The sequence below is a fragment of the Moorena sp. SIOASIH genome (genome assembly GCF_010671925.1).
Taxonomy (GTDB): Bacteria; Cyanobacteriota; Cyanobacteriia; order Cyanobacteriales; family Coleofasciculaceae; genus Moorena.
Window position 1 is genome coordinate 780,678 of sequence record NZ_JAAHIH010000006.1, and the last position, 18,352, is coordinate 799,029.

The 18,352-nt window shown below is 45.5% G+C and carries 12 protein-coding genes; 5 read left to right on the top strand and 7 right to left on the bottom strand.

Going from position 1 to position 18,352, the window contains the following annotated elements:
- The first annotated feature begins 788 nt into the window (after nt 1-788).
- Together F6J90_RS35560 and pgsA are read left to right on the top strand one after the other, a co-directional pair.
- Complete coding sequence (locus F6J90_RS35560) at nt 789-1,766, top strand: hypothetical protein (RefSeq protein ID WP_293104959.1); 978 nt, start codon at nt 789-791, stop codon at nt 1,764-1,766.
- Between the two features lie 216 nt (nt 1,767-1,982).
- Nucleotides 1,983-2,534 (top strand): CDP-diacylglycerol--glycerol-3-phosphate 3-phosphatidyltransferase, encoded by a 552-nt coding sequence (pgsA, locus tag F6J90_RS35565; protein WP_293026278.1) that lies wholly within the window; start codon nt 1,983-1,985, stop codon nt 2,532-2,534.
- Here pgsA and F6J90_RS35570 read toward each other — a convergent pair.
- Nucleotides 2,480-3,418 carry an NAD-dependent epimerase/dehydratase family protein gene (locus tag F6J90_RS35570; RefSeq protein ID WP_293104961.1) on the bottom strand — a complete coding sequence of 313 codons (939 nt, stop codon included), beginning with the start codon at nt 3,416-3,418 and terminating at the stop codon, nt 2,480-2,482. The two genes, pgsA and F6J90_RS35570, sit on opposite strands and share 55 nt — an antisense overlap.
- 186 nt (nt 3,419-3,604) lie before the next feature.
- Nucleotides 3,605-4,288, bottom strand: coding sequence for a 5'/3'-nucleotidase SurE (surE, locus tag F6J90_RS35575; RefSeq protein WP_293104964.1), 684 nt, complete (start codon nt 4,286-4,288; stop codon nt 3,605-3,607).
- A gap of 278 nt (nt 4,289-4,566) precedes the next feature.
- Here surE and F6J90_RS35580 point away from each other — a divergent pair, with 278 nt between their 5' ends.
- From F6J90_RS35580 to F6J90_RS35590, 3 genes are all read left to right on the top strand, one after another.
- Nucleotides 4,567-4,878 (top strand): hypothetical protein, encoded by a 312-nt coding sequence (locus F6J90_RS35580; RefSeq protein ID WP_293104966.1) that lies wholly within the window; start codon nt 4,567-4,569, stop codon nt 4,876-4,878.
- A gap of 1,277 nt (nt 4,879-6,155) precedes the next feature.
- Complete coding sequence (locus tag F6J90_RS35585) at nt 6,156-6,845, top strand: Crp/Fnr family transcriptional regulator (RefSeq protein WP_293104969.1); 690 nt, start codon at nt 6,156-6,158, stop codon at nt 6,843-6,845.
- A 601-nt stretch (nt 6,846-7,446) separates the two neighbouring features.
- On the top strand, nt 7,447-8,523 hold the full coding sequence (locus tag F6J90_RS35590) for a glycosyltransferase family 4 protein (protein WP_293104971.1): 1,077 nt from the start codon (nt 7,447-7,449) through the stop codon (nt 8,521-8,523).
- A 449-nt stretch (nt 8,524-8,972) separates the two neighbouring features.
- On the opposite strand, the gene pgmB is transcribed toward F6J90_RS35590, so the two are convergent.
- From pgmB to F6J90_RS35615, 5 genes are all read right to left on the bottom strand, one after another.
- Nucleotides 8,973-11,954, bottom strand: a complete 2,982-nt coding sequence (gene pgmB / locus F6J90_RS35595) for a beta-phosphoglucomutase (RefSeq protein WP_293104973.1) — start codon at nt 11,952-11,954, stop codon at nt 8,973-8,975.
- A 553-nt stretch (nt 11,955-12,507) separates the two neighbouring features.
- Nucleotides 12,508-12,669 carry a hypothetical protein gene (locus F6J90_RS35600; protein ID WP_293104976.1) on the bottom strand — a complete coding sequence of 54 codons (162 nt, stop codon included), beginning with the start codon at nt 12,667-12,669 and terminating at the stop codon, nt 12,508-12,510.
- Between the two features lie 220 nt (nt 12,670-12,889).
- On the bottom strand, nt 12,890-15,310 hold the full coding sequence (locus F6J90_RS35605; protein WP_293104978.1) for a sucrose synthase: 2,421 nt from the start codon (nt 15,308-15,310) through the stop codon (nt 12,890-12,892).
- Between the two features lie 38 nt (nt 15,311-15,348).
- Nucleotides 15,349-15,495 carry a hypothetical protein gene (locus tag F6J90_RS35610; protein ID WP_293104981.1) on the bottom strand — a complete coding sequence of 49 codons (147 nt, stop codon included), beginning with the start codon at nt 15,493-15,495 and terminating at the stop codon, nt 15,349-15,351.
- A 468-nt stretch (nt 15,496-15,963) separates the two neighbouring features.
- Nucleotides 15,964-18,204 carry an amylo-alpha-1,6-glucosidase gene (locus F6J90_RS35615; protein ID WP_293104984.1) on the bottom strand — a complete coding sequence of 747 codons (2,241 nt, stop codon included), beginning with the start codon at nt 18,202-18,204 and terminating at the stop codon, nt 15,964-15,966.
- Between the last annotated feature and the right edge of the window lie 148 nt (nt 18,205-18,352).

Here is an 18,352-nt window from a genome sequence, read left to right on the forward strand (position 1 = left end):
GTGGTCAGTGGTCAGTGGTCAGTGGTCAGCTAACGTAACAGAAATTAAAGCAATGCTTACCCGTTTTATTAAAAAGCTGAGAGCTGAGAGCTGATAGCTGAGAGCTGATAGCTGATAGCTAAATGCTTACATCCTAGTAATCTGACCTTAGTTAAATCTTTGTCTATGTCTTCACAAGTTAAAGATTTGATTGTGATGCCAATTAATAAGCAATTTTACCAATGACATTTCCCCAACAGTATTTGTTATCCTAGAATAAGTTTGGTAGTGATAGGGAAAAAAGCGAGTACAGACCTCGCTTAAATGCTGCTATAGCCTTAACCTATTATGAATCAATATTAGGACTTACGTAGTAACTCTCTGATTATCTGATTAGAGGGGAATTTTTAATCAATTAAAACACTATGCTTTACTATGCTTTGAGCGGTCAACAGTGAGCGTATTTGCTGATAGCTAAATCCAACTCAAACTTTATGCCCGTCCAAAGTATAGATATAGTTTTAAATCCTCTCAGTACGTAATTCCTCACTAGTTTAATGTATTCAGGAAAAAAAATTGGCTTGGATACATAGACTAGTGTTTAATCATTAGGCGTTGCTTCTATAAATTACACAACAATTAGTTAGATAGGATCTAATTAAGCGGTAAGGAATTTTCCTTACCTTACCCTACTACCGAATTATTACTTTCTACTCTCTAGTTGACGCCTTAGTAAAGAGGCTAACTGTTCTAGGGAGTTAGTCACAGTTATTCACTAACGAATACTCTTACACAAAAGCAGGTAACTCATGCTTCCTAATCACAGTTTACAAATCCCAGATAAATGGATCTGGGACTTCTGGCTAGCTCAAGATATTTCCGACTATCACTTATTTTACTTGCAAGCTTCTAAGGATTTACCGGATCCAGAAGACCGACATTGGCATGTTTCATTTGGTCACGCTGTTTCTCAGGATTTACGCAACTGGCAGATTCTACCAGATGCTATGAAGCCTGAAGCTTATGGTGACGTGGATGAATACACTAATTGGACTGGCTGCGTAATTCGTCATGATGGCCTGTGGTATCTCCTATACACCAGCACTGAGCGCAAAGAGCAAGGAAAAATCCAACGCATCAGCCTTGCTACCTCCAAAGATTTAATCCACTGGGAAAAACATCCGAAAAACCCGGTGATGGAGGCTGATAGTCGCTACTACGAGAAGTATGATCTCAAGCACCCTGAGAAAAACCTTTGGTTCGATGAAGCCTGGCGCGATCCTTGGGTGTTTCAGGATCCTGAAACAGGGGAATTTCATGCTTTAATTACTGGTCGCGTTAATTATGGTCCTGCTGAAAGTCGCGGCGTGATTGCTCATGCCACTTCACAAAACCTGATTGATTGGCAAGTATTGCCACCATTAACTGAGCCGATGACGTTCGGGACTATGGAATGTCCGCAAGTGGTTCTTATCCAGGGGCGCTACTATCTGCTCTTCTCGATCCCCCCAGGAGAATTTGTTGATAGTAACCTCACGGGGACCTTTTACATGGTTGCTGATCATCCTTTAGGACCATTTTCTGCGCCAAGGGCACTCTGGGCTGATTCAGTGAAGCGGCTCTATTCCGGAAAACTGGTACAAGGTCCTGATCAGATCTGGTACTTTATGTCATGGCGTAATTTCGCTCTAGACGGGAGCTTTCTCGGCGATATCAGCGAACCTCTGCCGATCACAGTTGATGAGGAGGGCAATTTGATAGTGCTTGAACCAGCAATGGTTGATTAGATGTCTTCGGGAATTCAGTAATAGGCAATCGGAAACGAGGAAGAGGAATTATAGCGGTTCTCAGTTTGATGAGGTACATACTAAATTTATTCCCTCTCCTCTGTCGGTTCTCACTTCCATAGACGAAATGCTTAAGGGGGCACGGCGTGTGCCCCTAAAATTAATATGGTCAGTAACCAATTACCAATTACCGATTACCGATTACCGATTACCAGAATGACTCTGCCTAACTGGATTACCTTTTCCCGCTTACTGGGGTTGCCCTTTATCCTATACTTCCTGAATCACCCAACTGACCAAAGCCGCTGGATCGGTTTCGGGATCTTTCTCCTTGCTGCTGGAACGGATTGGTTAGATGGTTATCTAGCTCGTAAACTGAACCAAATTACTGATTTAGGCAAATTCCTTGATCCGTTAGTGGATAAATTTTTGGTACTAGCGCCCCTACTAGCATTAATTGAGCTAGGTCAGGTACCCGCTTGGGGAGTCTGTTTGATTTTGGCACGGGAGTTAACGATCGCAGGTTGGCGAGTTAACCCCAAGTTATCCGGTAGCGCTAGCATACAGGGAGCCAATATCTGGGGTAAACTCAAAACCGTTAGTCAAATTAGTGCGATCGCACTTTTAATTGCTCCAACTCCCGACACCTGGATCATCCCATCCCTAGTCCTTTTCTGGCTATCGGTGGTCCTAACCTTAATCTCTGGCTTAGTTTACCTGTTACCCGCTAATATCTGGTCATCAACGGCAAAATCTACTTCAGCTTGATCCCGACCTGAAGCGAGATAATCCTTCTCGAAGGAATCCTTCAGTCCCGAAAGCAAATCATACTCTGGTTGCCAGTTAAGTTCCGTCTTAGCCTTATGGATATCAGCAAAAAAGTGCTGTAATCGAAATGGGAAAGCCTTGCGCTTACCAAAATCAAACTGCTTCGGGTCATAATGCACGAGCTTGACCTCTGAAGCCGACTTACCACAGGCCATAGCACAGGTTCGTGCTAAACCATCAAAGGTGACATAGCGTTCCCCGGACACGTTGTAAATTTTCCCAATCGCTTCCCTATTCCCCAGTACTGCGGCCATTGCCCTCGCCAAGTCCTGACAATGACCTAACTGAGTAATGTGCATGCCATTACCAGGGATGGGAATAGTGCGATCGCGAACAATCCGGTCAAAAAACCAAGCCTCCACATCATTATAATTTTGGGGACCATAGATATAAGTTGGACGAATCGCTGTAAACGGCACCCCAAGTTCTTGTAGGTAAGCCTCAGTATGATGTTTACCCTTGTGGCGAGAATTGGGATCAACTGGATCTCCTTCGAGATGGGGTAACTGGTCCGACTTCAAGTACACCCCAGCCGAACTCATATACACAAAATGCTGCACCCGGTCTTTAAAAATTTCCACTAAGGGTTGAGTATCACTCAACTCCCGACCATTATTATCGAAAATTCCATCAAACTCTTGAGACGATAACATTTCCTTGAGCTGATTGGGATCCTTGCGATCGCCATGAATCTGTTGGACTCCTGGCAGTGGCGCTGGCTTATTTCCCCGATTGAACAGCACCACTTCATGGCCCATCTCCACCAAAACCTTGGTTAAATAAACCCCAACAAACCGGGTACCACCCATGATTAAAATTCGCATGGTAACTAATTACTAAAAACTTTGATTCACGCTATGGATTAATCCCCTCTTCGCGTACTTTGTGCCTTCGTGGTTCCAAACCAAACCACCCATAGCATTGTCAGGACTTGGGCACTTACTCTACTAGTAGGGGCACCCTACTACCTAAGGGCGTTTGGTGCCCAGTTTTGGGTAAGTCCTGATGCCTTAAAGTCGCAACTGAGTCACAGCAATATTACCCGAAAAACACACATCTACATCAGTACCAGGAGCGCGATCGCGTTTGTTATACTCCCCCTCATAATAGTAGTGATCCCCCTCCACACGATACTTTGTCGGTAACGGTTGAGTACTCGGTTCACAAAACACCACCTCTGGCTCAGGTGAACCCGGTTCCAAGTGAGGTAAATTCACATTCCAGTAAGTACCAGCAGCAATCGGACGATTCAACAAATCCGCCAACACCCTAGCTGTCCAACGACTCGCCACCTCCCAATTAATCACCCAAGGTTTTTTAATCCAGTGGGAAATCGCAATACCTGGTATTCCCTGTATCGCCGCTTCCCTAACCGCCGCCACTGTACCAGAAATGTAGACATCAACCCCCAAGTTACCGCCAGCATTAATACCTGACAGAACCCACTTTACCTCTGGTATAATATGTGATATTGCAAGGCGAGTACAATCCGCTGGGGTACTAGAAACTGCATACTCATAGTCTGACCGACGTTGGACGTGAATCGGTTTATATGTAGTAACCTGATGGCCACAGCCTGAATGATGCTCCTTCGGAGCGATAATTACAAAATTACCGTTACCGTTGACCGCTTGCTCTAGTGCTTTAATTCCGGGAGCATCTATCCCATCGTCGTTCGTTAGGATTATAGTCATTAGTTTAGTCGTTAGTGGTTAATCATTAACAGCTGAGTATGGGAAACGATCTAATCCAAGCCAAACTATCAAGGAATATCGAAACCGTATTAGACACTTAAAGCCAATCATCTCAAATTACTTCGGCATTTGCACGCTTATACTTCCTTTGGGTATAAACTGAGCTTTTGGTTGAGCTATGGAGCTTAAGCTCTGATGTCTCTGCAGCGAACGAGCTAATAGCTGCTTGCGCAGCCTCAAAGTAGCCCGTAAGCTGACCGCTCAAAGTATAGCTGCCCATGAGCAGCCATCTTACAACCTCAGCTCAAAATTTTTCAACCAACTGCTATGGCAAGTCAGGGATACATCTACAACCTTCAACCTATTGGCAAACCAGCATCATGACTCAAAATATCATAAATCAGCCATCTACCCACTCTCAGCCAACTGTTAATTTTACCGAAGAAGAGCTGCAAGATATCTTACGCTATGCTAACGAACACGGTATTAATCCTTTTAGACTAGTCAAAGCCATTGCCCAAATTCGGAAACAGAGAATTGCTCAAGCTCACCAGAGTCAGATTCAGACCAGGGAAACTGTGTTTCAATAGAGGTAGTTAAAGTCCGTGTGAATTTGTTGGCCGTCAGCTTCTTTAAGAAGAAGTGGTCGAGGTAATTACCCTGCTACTCTATGCATAGTTAGGAAGGGTAAGCCAATACACAATTTTTTTTTTATTATATCTTAAAACTCTTAAAGAGTATCGGATATACTGAAATAGTAATGGTAAGGTCGATACCATTAGATAAACAAAAACTAATAAAAAACTGACTATTACAACGGTTATAAATGAAGTTTAAAACTTAGAGTCTGAACCATAAGTTTTAAACTTCCGGTTAGCCAGGATTGAATAATACAATAATTTTATCAGCCCTTTGCTTATCTTAGTGATTTCTCAATGGAAAAACCTCTTTCCTTTAACTGTGAATGAACGGGTTAACATCATTGAAATAATGATTCACGAAACGTAAGCATTCAGCCGTCAGCCGTCAGCCGTCAGCTTTGTGGCATAGACTTCGACGCTGTGACTTTACTCAGATTAAACTAATGCTTACCTGTTGTCTTGATCCGAAGCGCGAGTGGGGGAAACCCCCTTTGGCCGACTGCATCGCTTATTCAAAAGCTGTTGGGTGTAGCTTGCCCAAGCGCCCATAAACTGATAGCTGATAGCTGATAGCTGAGTGCTTACCACGAAACGGCTAAAAAGACGAAAAAGACGCCATAAAACGGATATATTCAAAAATATTTGAACCATTATCCGATTTTTATAAAGTTTCCTTCTAATCTCAGATGGGCTACTATTGGCTACTATTACAGATTCAACAGATGCAATTGTAAATTTATCCAGGGGCTAAAACAACGGGAAGAGCTATTGTTCAAGGTAGTCGAGTTGTTTAGGCCGCCGAATTAACTGATAGAGGGTTTGAAATTCGGGATGCTCTAACTACCAAAAGTTAGTCAATAGGTTCATACTCTATAAAAAAAAAAAGACTCTCCTACTACAATCAAAGATTTAAGTTCCAATCTAATTTTAACGCATAACTCCTGACCAACAAAGGGATTCAGCCACTAAACTATTAAATTTAAATGGGGGACAGGTTAGTAGGGGAGGGTGGAATTAAATTATCTACGTAACTGGTGAACGATAACAGTCAACAGTCCACAGCTGAGAGTATTATCAGTCTTCACCTTTATTTACCTGTTGGTTCATTAGAGTTTGTTTAATAGAATGTGGTTAACCACTATCACTGCTAGGCTTGTTGTGTCCAAGCAGTCCCAGATCGTCACTACTGCGTATCATTACCTTCAATCTCAGCTTAAAGAACCCTAATGCAGACTACAGCTTATAGTGAGCTTTTCCCACTATTTAATACAGCTAGCCCAAAAACCTTAGAATGGTTTGAGTCCATTGCGGTGGAGCATGAGTACCCGACCGACCGAGCTATCATCATGGAAGATGCTTGGGGTAATGCTGTTTACTTTATTGTCTCCGGCTGGGTTAAAGTGCGACACTTACGCGGTGAAAACGATGTCACACTGGCAATTTTGGGTCGGGGTGACTTTTTTGGTGAAATGGCAATTCTTGATGAATCTCCCCGCTCAACCGATATCGTTGCCATGTCGAACGTGCGACTACTGACCATTTCTGCACAACGCTTTATTCAAACTCTCTTTAAAGATCCCCAGTTGCACCATCGCATGTTACAACTGATGGTGCGGCGGTTACGTCAGAGCAATGTCCGGTTACAAAATCGCTATCAACCTCCAGCGGTTAATTTAGTCAATACTCTAGTGGGTTTGGCAGACAATTACGGTGAAATAACTGAAAAAGGCACAGAAATCTATAACATTTCCTATCAAGACTTAGCTGATATCACAGATATCAGTGTAGAGGATACTACCAAAATTATGGAAAAGCTGGAGAGTAAGGGCTGGATTAAGGCTGACCCGGAGCAGCAGACTATGCGCTTGATGAATATCAAGCAGCTAACTCAGCTGGTCAGACGAGGTAGCTCATAAGGCAAGATTAGCTCTAGGTGCTACCTGCGCCACAAGGTAAGCGTGGGCAGTGGGACTAAGGTTCCTCAAACCCACATTCCTCACTACTCACACTCATTGTGTAGTTCTAAAAGATTACGAATTTTGCCGATTATCTAGCTAGCTAGATAATCGGCAATTCACGGATTACCCTGACTCGGTAAATCCTCTTCCTACGCCCCACACCGGCTTGCCCCACACTGGTTCACCCTACAGGCTCACCCTAAACTGGACACCCTGTCTAGTTTTGAAGTGGGTTGTTACCCTGTTACGTTCTAAGGGCTTGGTTAGGAGATTTGGCTGAATTTACCAATATCAGGCTTGATAGATTACTTATCATAAGCTAATATTTCTTCATAAAGTTAAATAAAACTTAAATTAATTAGCCTACCTACACCTGTATGGTGCTGACTTACTCCCGGGGAATGTAGATAGATTAGGTCTAGCTTCTTCCCAAAAGCTAAAAACTTTCTGTAAGATAGCAGAATCGGTTTTTATTTGTGATAAGAGCACCGTCTTAAGTTTTGCTAGCTCTCAATCAAGCCAATTTAGCCAATTTAAAAGATTTTTGGAGGACTATGATATGCGGATAGCTCAAGTTTCCCCCTTATGGGAGAGAGTTCCCCCACCAGGCTATGGTGGTATCGAACTAGTTGTGAGCCAACTCACTGATGAATTAGTTCGCCGTGGTCACGATGTCACCCTATTTGCGTCTGGAGATTCCATCACTATCGCTAAACTAAAGTCTGTGGCTCCTCAGGCTTTGCGCCTTGACCCTTCGGTAGAGGCACCAATAGTTTACGAACTACTGCAACTGGCTCAGATTGGCGAGGTGGCTGATGAGTTTGACCTAATTCACTTTCACACAGGGATGATTACCTTTCCGGTGATTGACACGTACAAGACCCCTGTGGTTCATACCATGCATGGTCGCTTTGGCAATGATATTAGCAAGGCTTATGCGCGATACAGCCACATACCCCATATTAGCATCAGTAATCATCAGCGGTCATCCGGACCAGAGATGAATTATGTTGCTACCGTTTACAATAGTGTTAAAATAGAGGATTATCCGTTCAATCCAAAAGCAGCCGATGACCCCCCCTACTTAGGGTTTTTGGGTCGTTTGTCAAAGGAGAAAGGTCCTCATCATGCGATCAGAATTGCCCGTGAAACTGGCTGGAACTTGAAAATGGCGGGCAAGGTTGATGTAGTTGACCGGGAATTCTTTGAACAAGAGATTGCTCCCCAAATCGACGGTAAACAAATTCAATACTTGGGTGAAGTGACCCACGAACAGAAGGTGGAATTATTATCCAAAGCCAGCCTGACCGTCTTTCCGATTATCTGGCCCGAACCTTTTGGTTTGGTAATGCTTGAGTCAATGTGTGTTGGGACTCCAGTGATTGCCACGAACTTTGGCGCTGTACCGGAGGTGGTGGCCGACAAGAGAACTGGGATAATCTGTGCTAATCCTGAGGATATGGACGCTCTCATTCCAGAGGCTCTTAAACTCTCTCGGGAAGAGTGCCGTAAGTATGTGGAAGAGACCTTCAGTGTTCCCAAGATGGTTGATGGCTATGAAGCGGCTTATCAGAAAGTGCTAGAACAGCATAAGTCAGCTAATGGCATAACCTCAGCCCCTGTAAGTGCAGTATAATCGTTGAACTGTTGTGGGGTCTAGGAAGCAATATAGGGGTTTGCATGTAGGTTAATAAGTATAATTATGAATCCAGACTAATAAATAATGACTATTGAATAGTTATTGTTATTGTAATTAACTTAAATTCAAACCGGTAGGGGTTGAATGCCAACTGCTCTATTCCCTATTCCCAGGGCGTGCGCTTGACCCGTAATTAAATTGGCCACGGGTCGCACCGCTCCCTACTCCCTGCTCCCTAAAAACTGAGAACTATGTACTTAATAAAATCCCAAACCGCTATAAGTCTGACACCATAACCCTAAGACGTGAGTGTGTGGATACAAGGACTTCCCAGTTGACACTCACCACTCGCTACTCAGTACTCAGGACTATAACCAAAAAAATATGGCTGGGTGAATTAGACTTCACCCAGCCAATTTAGTTCCAAATATTTAGTTCCAAATACCCTAACAAGGAATTAAACGATTCCCTGCTAATTGTTTGTGGAGGTTGCTCCAATGTACGCCTTCGAGACTGGGTAACACGAGGTGAGCTGCTCCAACTCGTTCAACTGGACCAAGTCCCACAGCCCACATACCAGCAGCTAGAGCGGCTTCGACACCAGATCCGGCATCTTCTACTACTACACAATAAGCTGGTTCCAATCCCAACTGCTGTGCTGCGTGCAAGAACAGATCTGGTGCAGGCTTAGAGCGGGTGACACTGTAGCCGTCAGAAATTGAATCAATGCGATCGCTAATACCCAATCGTTGCATAACTTCCTTGGCATTTTTGCTACCGGAGCCAATCGCAACTTTGATACCAGCTTCCTTGAGTTCAGTCAATAACTCTAGGGCTCCAGGTAGTAAGTCAGCCTTAGAGATGTTCTTGATCAGTTCCAGATAGAACTTGTTTTTGCGATCCATCATCTCTTGGATTTGGTCTTCTGTGGCTGAGCGACCGTTCAGAAGTGCCATCAGGGACTCTCGACGTGAAAGGCCCCGCAGTGCTTCGTTGGCCTCGCGATTAAAGGGAATACCCTCTTCATCGGCTAGTTTTTGCCAAGCTTGGTAATGATATTCTGCGGTATCAGTGATTACGCCATCTAAGTCAAAAATCACACCCTGGATTTGAGCTGGAGAGCCGGGGGGTCGAGAACTTGGGGAGATGGTAGCCTCAGATTGTGCTGTTTGAGTACTGGTTTCTGGATTGAGATCAAACTCGTACTTCTTTCCACGCCATTGCAGCTTAAACTTCAGACGTGTCCAGCCCGGTAGGAAGTGGGGAATAGCAACAGGTCCGTTGTCTGTGAACTTGATCCCAGCGCATCCAAAGATTATAGCTTGCCATACACCACCACCGGAAGCACCATGAATTCCTTCATGAGCGTTACGCCGCACATTTTCTAGGTCTACCATCGCTGCGCGCATAAAGTGTACATAAGCTTCCTCGGTCTTTCCTAATTCACAGGCGAGGATGGCGTGAACCGCAGGACCGAGGGACGAACCATAGGTGTGATCGGTGCGAGGAGAATAGTAGTCCCAACTTCGTTGCAAAATTTCCCGGTATTTCTCTGGATCAGAGGTTACGCCGTACTGCTCCCGCATCAGGTATAGCAACATCAAGACATCTGGCTGCTTGAGTACTTGCTTTTTACTTGCTCCCTCAATGCCAAGGATAGCCTGCATGGAACGGGTACGTGGCTCGTAATCTTCCAGGTTGATGTCTTCAATTTGGAAGAACCCCTCACACTGTTCGATTAAGTCCCTTTCATGGTCATAGGGTATCCACATCCGACGGATGATTTCAGACCACAGACTAACTCGGCTTGGGGTTAGCTCCAGTGATTCTTCCAGTTCTTTAGCTTTCTGTGGATGTTCCCGACGCAACCAGTCTAGGACGAACTGAGCAGTCTCTAGGTGCCATTGAACCATGCGGTTGGTGAAGGCATTGTTGTCTACCCCTTCGTGGTATTCGTCCGGACCAATCACATCCCGGAGTTCATAGCGTTCCCGTTTACCATTCCACTCAACCCGAGTTCCCCAGAATACCGCTGTATCTAGGATAATCTCAGCACCGTAGCGTACCACCCAGTCATCATCACCGGTAGCCTGCCAATATTTCCAAATACCATAGACTACATCAGTAGTGATGTGGAGTTCGCGATCGCCACACCAAATTCGGATTGGGTCTCCATCCTTCTCAGCGGAGAGAACCCAGCGAGGGGTTACTTCGTCACCGGTGTCAGCACTTTCCCAGGCGTAAACGGCTCCCGGATAGCCCTGAAGCTTAGCTTTACGCCTTGCCCCAGGTAAAGTATGGTAACGGTAGGTCAGCAAATTCCTGGCAATCTGGGGCTGAGTTAATATCATCAGGGGCAGCATAAAAATTTCTGTGTCCCAGAAAACGTGACCCCGATAGCCAAAACCAGAAAGGGTTTTAGCGGGAATATTCACCCGGTCATCATGACGGGGGGCACAAATGAACAATTGGAACAAATTGTAGCGTATAGCAATCTGAGCGTTGAGGTCCCCTTCAATGACAACATCGCTATCTTGCCAAATCTTATCCCAAGCTGCCTCATGTCGAGAGAATAGGGTGAGATAATCCGGTTGGTTGACCAGGTGTTCCTGGGCTACCTTTTCTGGGGTTTCGGTGTCCCGGGATGTGAACACACTAATCACTTTATCTAGGGTCACGAGCTGGCCTGAGCGCACTTGTAAGGTAGTGGCTAAGGTGGGGTGACCTTCACAGCCCTTTAGCTGTATTTGGGCATCATCAACACCACTGACACTGACTCGGGAAGCCATACCCAGTTCGATCGCAGTATGACGGGTGCGAACGTGTAACCAGATACTTCCTTCGGATGTCTGGTTAGTTCCAGTTGAAATCTGACCCTGTTTCAACCATTCCCAGTGGAGCACCCCTTGGTTATCTGGGTAACCATTGATGCTGGCTTGAATTTCGATTGCCCCATCGAAATCCACCGGAGTGATTTGACAGCGAAGGGCTAATACATGGTCATCAGCCATACTGGCAAAACGCTCGATATGGATATCGATAGTCTTACCACCAGGAGTACGCCAACGCACATCACGAGTTAGCTTGCCTCGATGCAGGTCAAGTTGACGTTCGTAGTGCAAGATCTCGCCTTGATCAAGACGAAAGCGTTCACCTTCTACCACTATCACTATAGGTAGCCAATCAGGACAATTAGCCAGTTCAGTATAGACAACTGGCACATCGTCGTAGACACCATTAATCAATGTCATTGGCCATGCAGCGTGATACCCTTCCTCAAAGCTACCTCGGGTACTGAGGTAACCATTGCCAATGGTAAAAACGGTTTCCTTGTAGTGCAATTGAGTCGGATCAAACTTGGTCTCAGTTACTGTCCAGTCGCTGTAGATGTGGTTAGAGCTAGATGGGGACGATACTTTGGCATCCATAGTTAGTCGTTAGTGTTGCTGTGGTGGGTGGTTCCTTGAGTGAGGTCAAACGCTTCCCTTCGCTTGTGGGGTATAGGGTGTAGGGTAATGGGAGTGGGAGAGAGGGGTGATGGGGGTGTGAACAGAAGATGGCACAACGCCACCCTTGAAACTCGGATCACTAACACCAGATTTTACCCATACCCCATACCCAACAATCTAAACCCCTGCTGTCAAGGGAAGGCTACTAGCAATTAATTGAAATAGTTATTGGCTCAGGCAGATTGCCCATAATTAGTGAATTCACTAATAATTATGCGATTTCCGCATTAACTGACCCATGAACAAATCTTTGGTTAGCTGTTGGTAGCCGACATCGGAGGATGAGTTTAGGTCAGTTAACGATAGGAAGCTTAATAACTAGTAATTTCTATAACTAGTAATTTCTAGAATCAGCCTCCATCGTTCCATGAGTTTTCTACAACTCCGATTAGGAGTAACGTTTGTCGGACTTCGTTCCCCTCCCGCGAACGGCAGCGATGCAGAGGTGCGACCCGTGGCGAATTAAATTCGCCTACGGAAAACGCACCATTACGGTTTTGGCGGTTTCCCCCATGAGCGACTGCATCAAGACAATGTTGTAAAGGCTTGTGGGGCTAGCAGCACATTTTTCCCTCACATTAACTACTAGGGACAGGGCTACGAGCTGGCGGTCATTCGTAGGTGTCGTAACCATTACAACCAGCGGACTAATGTCCATCGCGGTGCATCTTAGCTAGGAAATTCCCGATTAACCGGAAACTACCAGGGAATTAACTAAGAGTGAGTTCTTATTAGCTTAAAATCAGTATAATTTGAATGGTTTTAAGCATTACTTTAGAAACAGTCAGGGGAACGATTCAGTTGTGATCCTTTCAGCTCTCCCTCCTCACTTTTTTATAGCCCATAATCTCTGATTAACGCGAGCTATGCTCGGCTAGTAACTTTGCCGCTCTGGGTTTGTAAATCAGATAGAACAAAGCTTCTAGGTAGCGCAGCAAAGCTTCTCGGCTTTCTTTAGAGGTTTCGCTCCAGAATCCGTAAATTTTTGCGAGTGAGAGCAGCTGCTTGGTATGCAACTGCCAATTGTATTTATCCCGAACTCGCTTAATACCTGCTTGAGAAATTTTCTGCCAGTAGTCAGAGGTGTGTTCGCACTTCGAGATAAATTGCTGAATTTTTTCGGCAGTCCCTTGCAAGTCTGTGGGGTTAATGAGAAACCCATTGTCGCCGTTTTGAATAATCTCTGATGGTCCACCAAATTGAGTGGCAAATGTTGGTAAACCGGAGATCATGGCTTCTAAAACCGTGAGACCAAAGGCTTCAAAGCGAGCAGGATGGACTAAAATTCCTCCCAAATCAGCAATCACTCGGTAGGATTCACCGATATCGGGGGTGGTCAGACGTAGTCCAATCCATCGAATTTTGCCTTGAAGATGGTATTGCTCAATTAGCTGGTATAGCTTCTCGATTTCCCCTTTCTCTTCTGGATCAGTGGCGTCCTCAACCCTGACATGGCTAGTGATTAAAATTAGGTTGCACTGTTCCTGAAGTTCTTTTGAACTGGCAAAGCATTCCACTAAGCCACTCAGATTCTTAATTGAGGTTAGGGGCGCAATGCTGAGAATCGGGCGCTGGTTAGGACTGTTGAGATAGCCGACAATTTCGGGGTCTTCCTTGGTCAACAGCAAGTCTTTAACCCGTTCACTGTCGTCGTCAATCCGGTCTGATGTCTGGGTGTAGGGAAAGAAAATGTTTTCGTTGACCCCTGGTGGTACCACATTAAATTTGGGGCTGAATAACTCAATCCCATTCACCACATGATACAGTTCGGGCATACTGAAAGACTTGTAAGACTCGTAGTAGCCTACACTGTTTGGTGTTCCCACAAGCTCCTCATAGGTACTGGTCAGAATGAAATCCGCTGAATTCATCGCAATTAAATCAGCGGTGAATTGTATGGAGAAGTTGTATTGGGACTCAAAGTCTTTCCAGTAGAGGTCACTAAACAGATATTTAGGCTTTTCCATGGTGTGAGCAATACTGCCATGGATAGCGTTTAGGCGTCGAGCTAGCAGAAACGCAACTAAACTCCCATCGGAATAGTTTCCGATAATTAAGTCTGGACGACCCTGGAATTCTTCTAGCAGGGCTTTTTCTGAATCTAAGGCAAAGGATTCGAGATAGGGCCAGATCTCAAATTTGGAAATCCAGTTGTCGGTGACGTTTGGGTTAAATTCCTGGAAAGGAACCCGCAAAATCCAACCGTTGCTGGTGCCTTGGATTTTTTCTAGGCGTAGATTGCACTGGGTACCTTCACAGTTGGGAATTAGGCGAGTCAGAACGATCACCTTTGGTTCGACACCCAGAACGTCAAGACCTGAGAGTTTAATATTGTTTTGGATTGTTTGTTCCAGGCTACTGGCTTGGTCGATGACGTATGCCACTTGACCAGCGGTTTCGGGAAGACCCAAGACTCCTTCTTGACCAACCCAGCCATGAACGGAGACCAGAACAACCCGAAAGATTAGGGGAATACGAGAAATAAAGGCTTCGAGTACTGCATGATCAGGAGCGTCCATTAACCGCTCAAGCAGTTCTAGGGTTTCGCGCACTCGACCAGCAGTGTTACCCCAACCTGCTTCAAAACCAAGAACTTGAAGCTCGAAGCGAAACTTTTCATAGGGGGTGTGAGCTGGTAGCTCTCCCACTAATGTTAGTGCTTGCTTAACCTTTTCAAAGAGTTGGGTAGTTGAGTCAATCCGGTTATTGAGCAGTAATGGTGTGTGGTCGTAGTGGTGCGCTTGTAAGTTTTTCAACAGCTCCTCTAGCCACTGCTCAGAGTCAGCAAATAATTGGCTAGATAGGTAACGGTTAAGAAACTCCAGCCCATTGCCAATCTTTCTCGGGTCACGAATTGTAGGAGTATTTTTGTAAAACGGACCAACATCAATTTCTAGCAGACCCCCTTTTTCTGGGAAGTAGCGCTTAACCCAGCGATCGCGTAAGCTTAGTAACTCCTCCACTGGCATTGGTTCAAAACTGGTCAAATCCGCTGCCAGCCGATAGATTTCTTGAGAAGCAACCCTTGTCCGCAAGAGAAGCCAAAGGTTTTTCTCTTCCAGAATAATTTCGTGGGTATAGTTCAGTAGTTCGGCGATAGAGGAAGTTCTTTTAAAGTAAGCAGGCTTGTCATGAGTAGTGCAGTAATTATCAAACGCTTGCAGAATCTGATTCCTTAGAAAGTACCGCTCTTGTTCAGATCGCAGTTGACTGATAAACTGACGCAAATCAGCTTTCTCGTTACTTTGGAGAACAGCTCGTAACAAACTAGACATAGTAACTTAGCGTGTCTTGTCCATGGTGGGTCTGTAACCTACTCTTGCTCTAGCCCTTGGCTAGCAGGGAGTAGGATTGTCGTGGGAGATTGGCTCACTCCTTGGGATCTTCTGGCAGTGGGGCAATAGCTTACCCCACTATCTTTTTGAGGTGCGCTTGACCCATGAAGAATTAAATTCGCCACGGGTCGCACCTTTTGAATTAGGGCGGGGTGTGCCAAGCTTTAAGTAAGCAACCGCCATATTTACATGATTCCCCTAGATCGACAAGGCAGTTGGAAAATACATGGAAACAATTAAGCTTTGAATTGTGATTAAAATTTCCTTAGGTGCGCTTGACCCATGAAGAATTAAATTCGCTATAGGTGCGCGCCTCCAAGGCCGTGAGGGATTGCTCACGGCCTTGGGTCGCACCTTCGGGTCACACCTGCCGATACCCCACCTACACTCAAACACCCTGAACAATAGGTTTAAACTCCTACGCACTAATGGTCACGACAGTTTGCCGATCATCGGAACTCGGCAAGTATAAAGGAAGTGCGTGGGAGCTCAGCGCTCAGTGGTAAGGGTCAATTCTATGAAAGCCTTACCTCTGTCACCCCGGACAAATTTATAGCGCTATGCTTTGTCTTTTCCCTTTGCTATTAACTGGATTAGCTTTCGATCACAACCGTGAGGTTACCGGAATTTTTGACCACTTTACAGGTGGTGGTTGTGTCAGCTCGTTCCAATTGCAAGTCTAGCACCGTTGAGCCAATCCGCAAGTTACGAACTAAGAGTTGATTGATAAAATTTGGTAAAGTTGGTCGGAAAATACGTAAATTTTTTCCTGGAGCTACGGCGCGCAAATTCACCATCATTTGCAGCAGTTGGAAAATACTGCCAGTTGCCCAGGCTTGGAGAGGACAGGCTCCTGGATACTTGACCGGAGAGCTGTTGGGAGTGCGCTGGTAACCAGAAAATAGTTCTGGAGGACGATAGTAGGGTTGCTCAACTGTCATGTCAATCATGCCTTTGGCAATTTCTAAGGCTTGATCAACTTGATTTAGCGTACGCAATCCTACCGCAATCAAGGAATTTTCGTGGGGCCAGACTGATCCCACGTGATAGCTGATCGGGTTGTAAGCAGCGGATTGATTACTAAGGGTACGAATCCCCCAACCATTGAACATATCTGGTGCTAACAGCCGCTTTGCTACACTAGCTGCTTTTTCTGGAGTAAAAATACCCAAAGACAAGCAATGACCAGGATTGGAGGTTATGCTATCTACGAGTTTACCTTCTCCATCTAGTGCTAAGGCACAGAAGTCTAGGTCGTCTAGCCAAAAATCCTGGTTGAAGCGTTGCTTGAGTTCCTTGGCTTGGTTTTCCCAACGCTCGGCTAAATCAATTCGCTGCTTGATCCTGGCCAGATGGCTTAGCCTAACTTTAGCGCCATAGACATAAGCTTGGACTTCGCATAATGCGATCGCTCCCGTTGCTAGGCTACCATCACGAGTGACCATGGAATCACCGGAATCCTTCCACCCTTGATTACGCAAACCCTTTTTGGACTGGCGCTGATAACAGAGATAGCCGTTTTGCTGAGATTGACTATCAATCCAATCCATGGCAGCCAAAGCATGGGGCCAGAGCTTGTCTCGGGTAGTTGTGTCATTGGTCCAAGCATAGTACTCGGCATAGAGCATCAGCCACAGTGGGGTAGCATCAACTGTACCGTAGTAGGGAGTGTGAGGAATTTCCCGACAGCGAGCCAATTCCCCAACCCGGAGTTCATGCAAAATCTTACCCGGTTGCTCATCCCGCGATGGGTTATCCTCTTGGCCTTGGTACTGGGCTAAAATTTCGAGAGTACCTTTGGCTATGGTAGGGTCAAGAATTAAGGTTTGTGAGGCAGCAATTAAGGAATCTCGGCCAAACAAGGTGGAAAACCGAGGTACTCCTGCGCAAAGAACTGTGCAGCCATTAATAGTCTGCCTTAGTAAAAAGATGTCTCGTATTGCCCGAGAAATCACTTGGTTAACGGTTTCATTATCCGAGCTAATGTGAGTTACCTGTTGATACCATTCCTGGTTTTGGAGTAAGTTAGCGGTCTTAGCTTGTTCAAGGGTGGTTGGAATTTGAGCTCTAGTGATTCGCGCTTTGTGGGTGACCAGTTCCAGTCGATAGGCTAAGGTTTCAGTAGCACCAGGTGTGAGGTACAAGTCCCAAACCGCTGTGTTCCCTTTGTAGGTGTCCGGGAGACGGTGCATAAAGTGGATCTGAGATTCAATCAGGGAGTTATCGAGTCCCTGGTAAGCTAGGTTGATGGTATTAGTGTTGAACTCACTTAGGGTTAACAGCGTCTCTAAATCGATATCAGGCGGTAGTAAATGCAGCAGAGTTCCCCGCTGCGGTCGCTGATGACCTCGGACTTCAAACCAGTCTTTAAAATCGGCATCAAAACTGAGGCTGACGCTGAAGCTAAGGGGTTGAGTGTCGTAATTGGTGATTACAATTTCTTCCCATAAGCCACCATGGAGGGCTAGCTGCCGCTGAATGCCTAGGGTTTTTGGGGGAAGATTAGGTGAACGGGGATTGCAACACATGACCGATAGGACAAATCCTTCCTCAGCACTGCTACTAAGAGGAATGGGGAGTTGCCCTTCAATTTGTAACTCTAAGCGAGAGAGAAAGCGGGTATCTTGACAAAATAACCCGGTTGTGCTATTACCTTCGTTTTCTAAGTTCCCCGAAATATTCCCTAGGGTATCTGTGATTAAAAACAGGTCATCTACTTTGAGAGGAAGGGTTGGTAGAGGTTGGTTTGTGGTGAGCCGAGGCCATTCGGTCATCGACAACTGCTCGGTAGGAAGGTATCGTCTACCATCTCGTTCGATAATCTGTAAATCCATAAAATCAGCGCTGGGGCTTTCGGTTTAACTAGTGGTGGACGCTTGGGAGATGTCATAAGTCTCTCTCTACCGCTGTGGTAAGGGTCAGGGGAGATGGACATTACCCAAGTTAATTATCAATTTTTTTGGACAGGTCGAGGACCCAAGA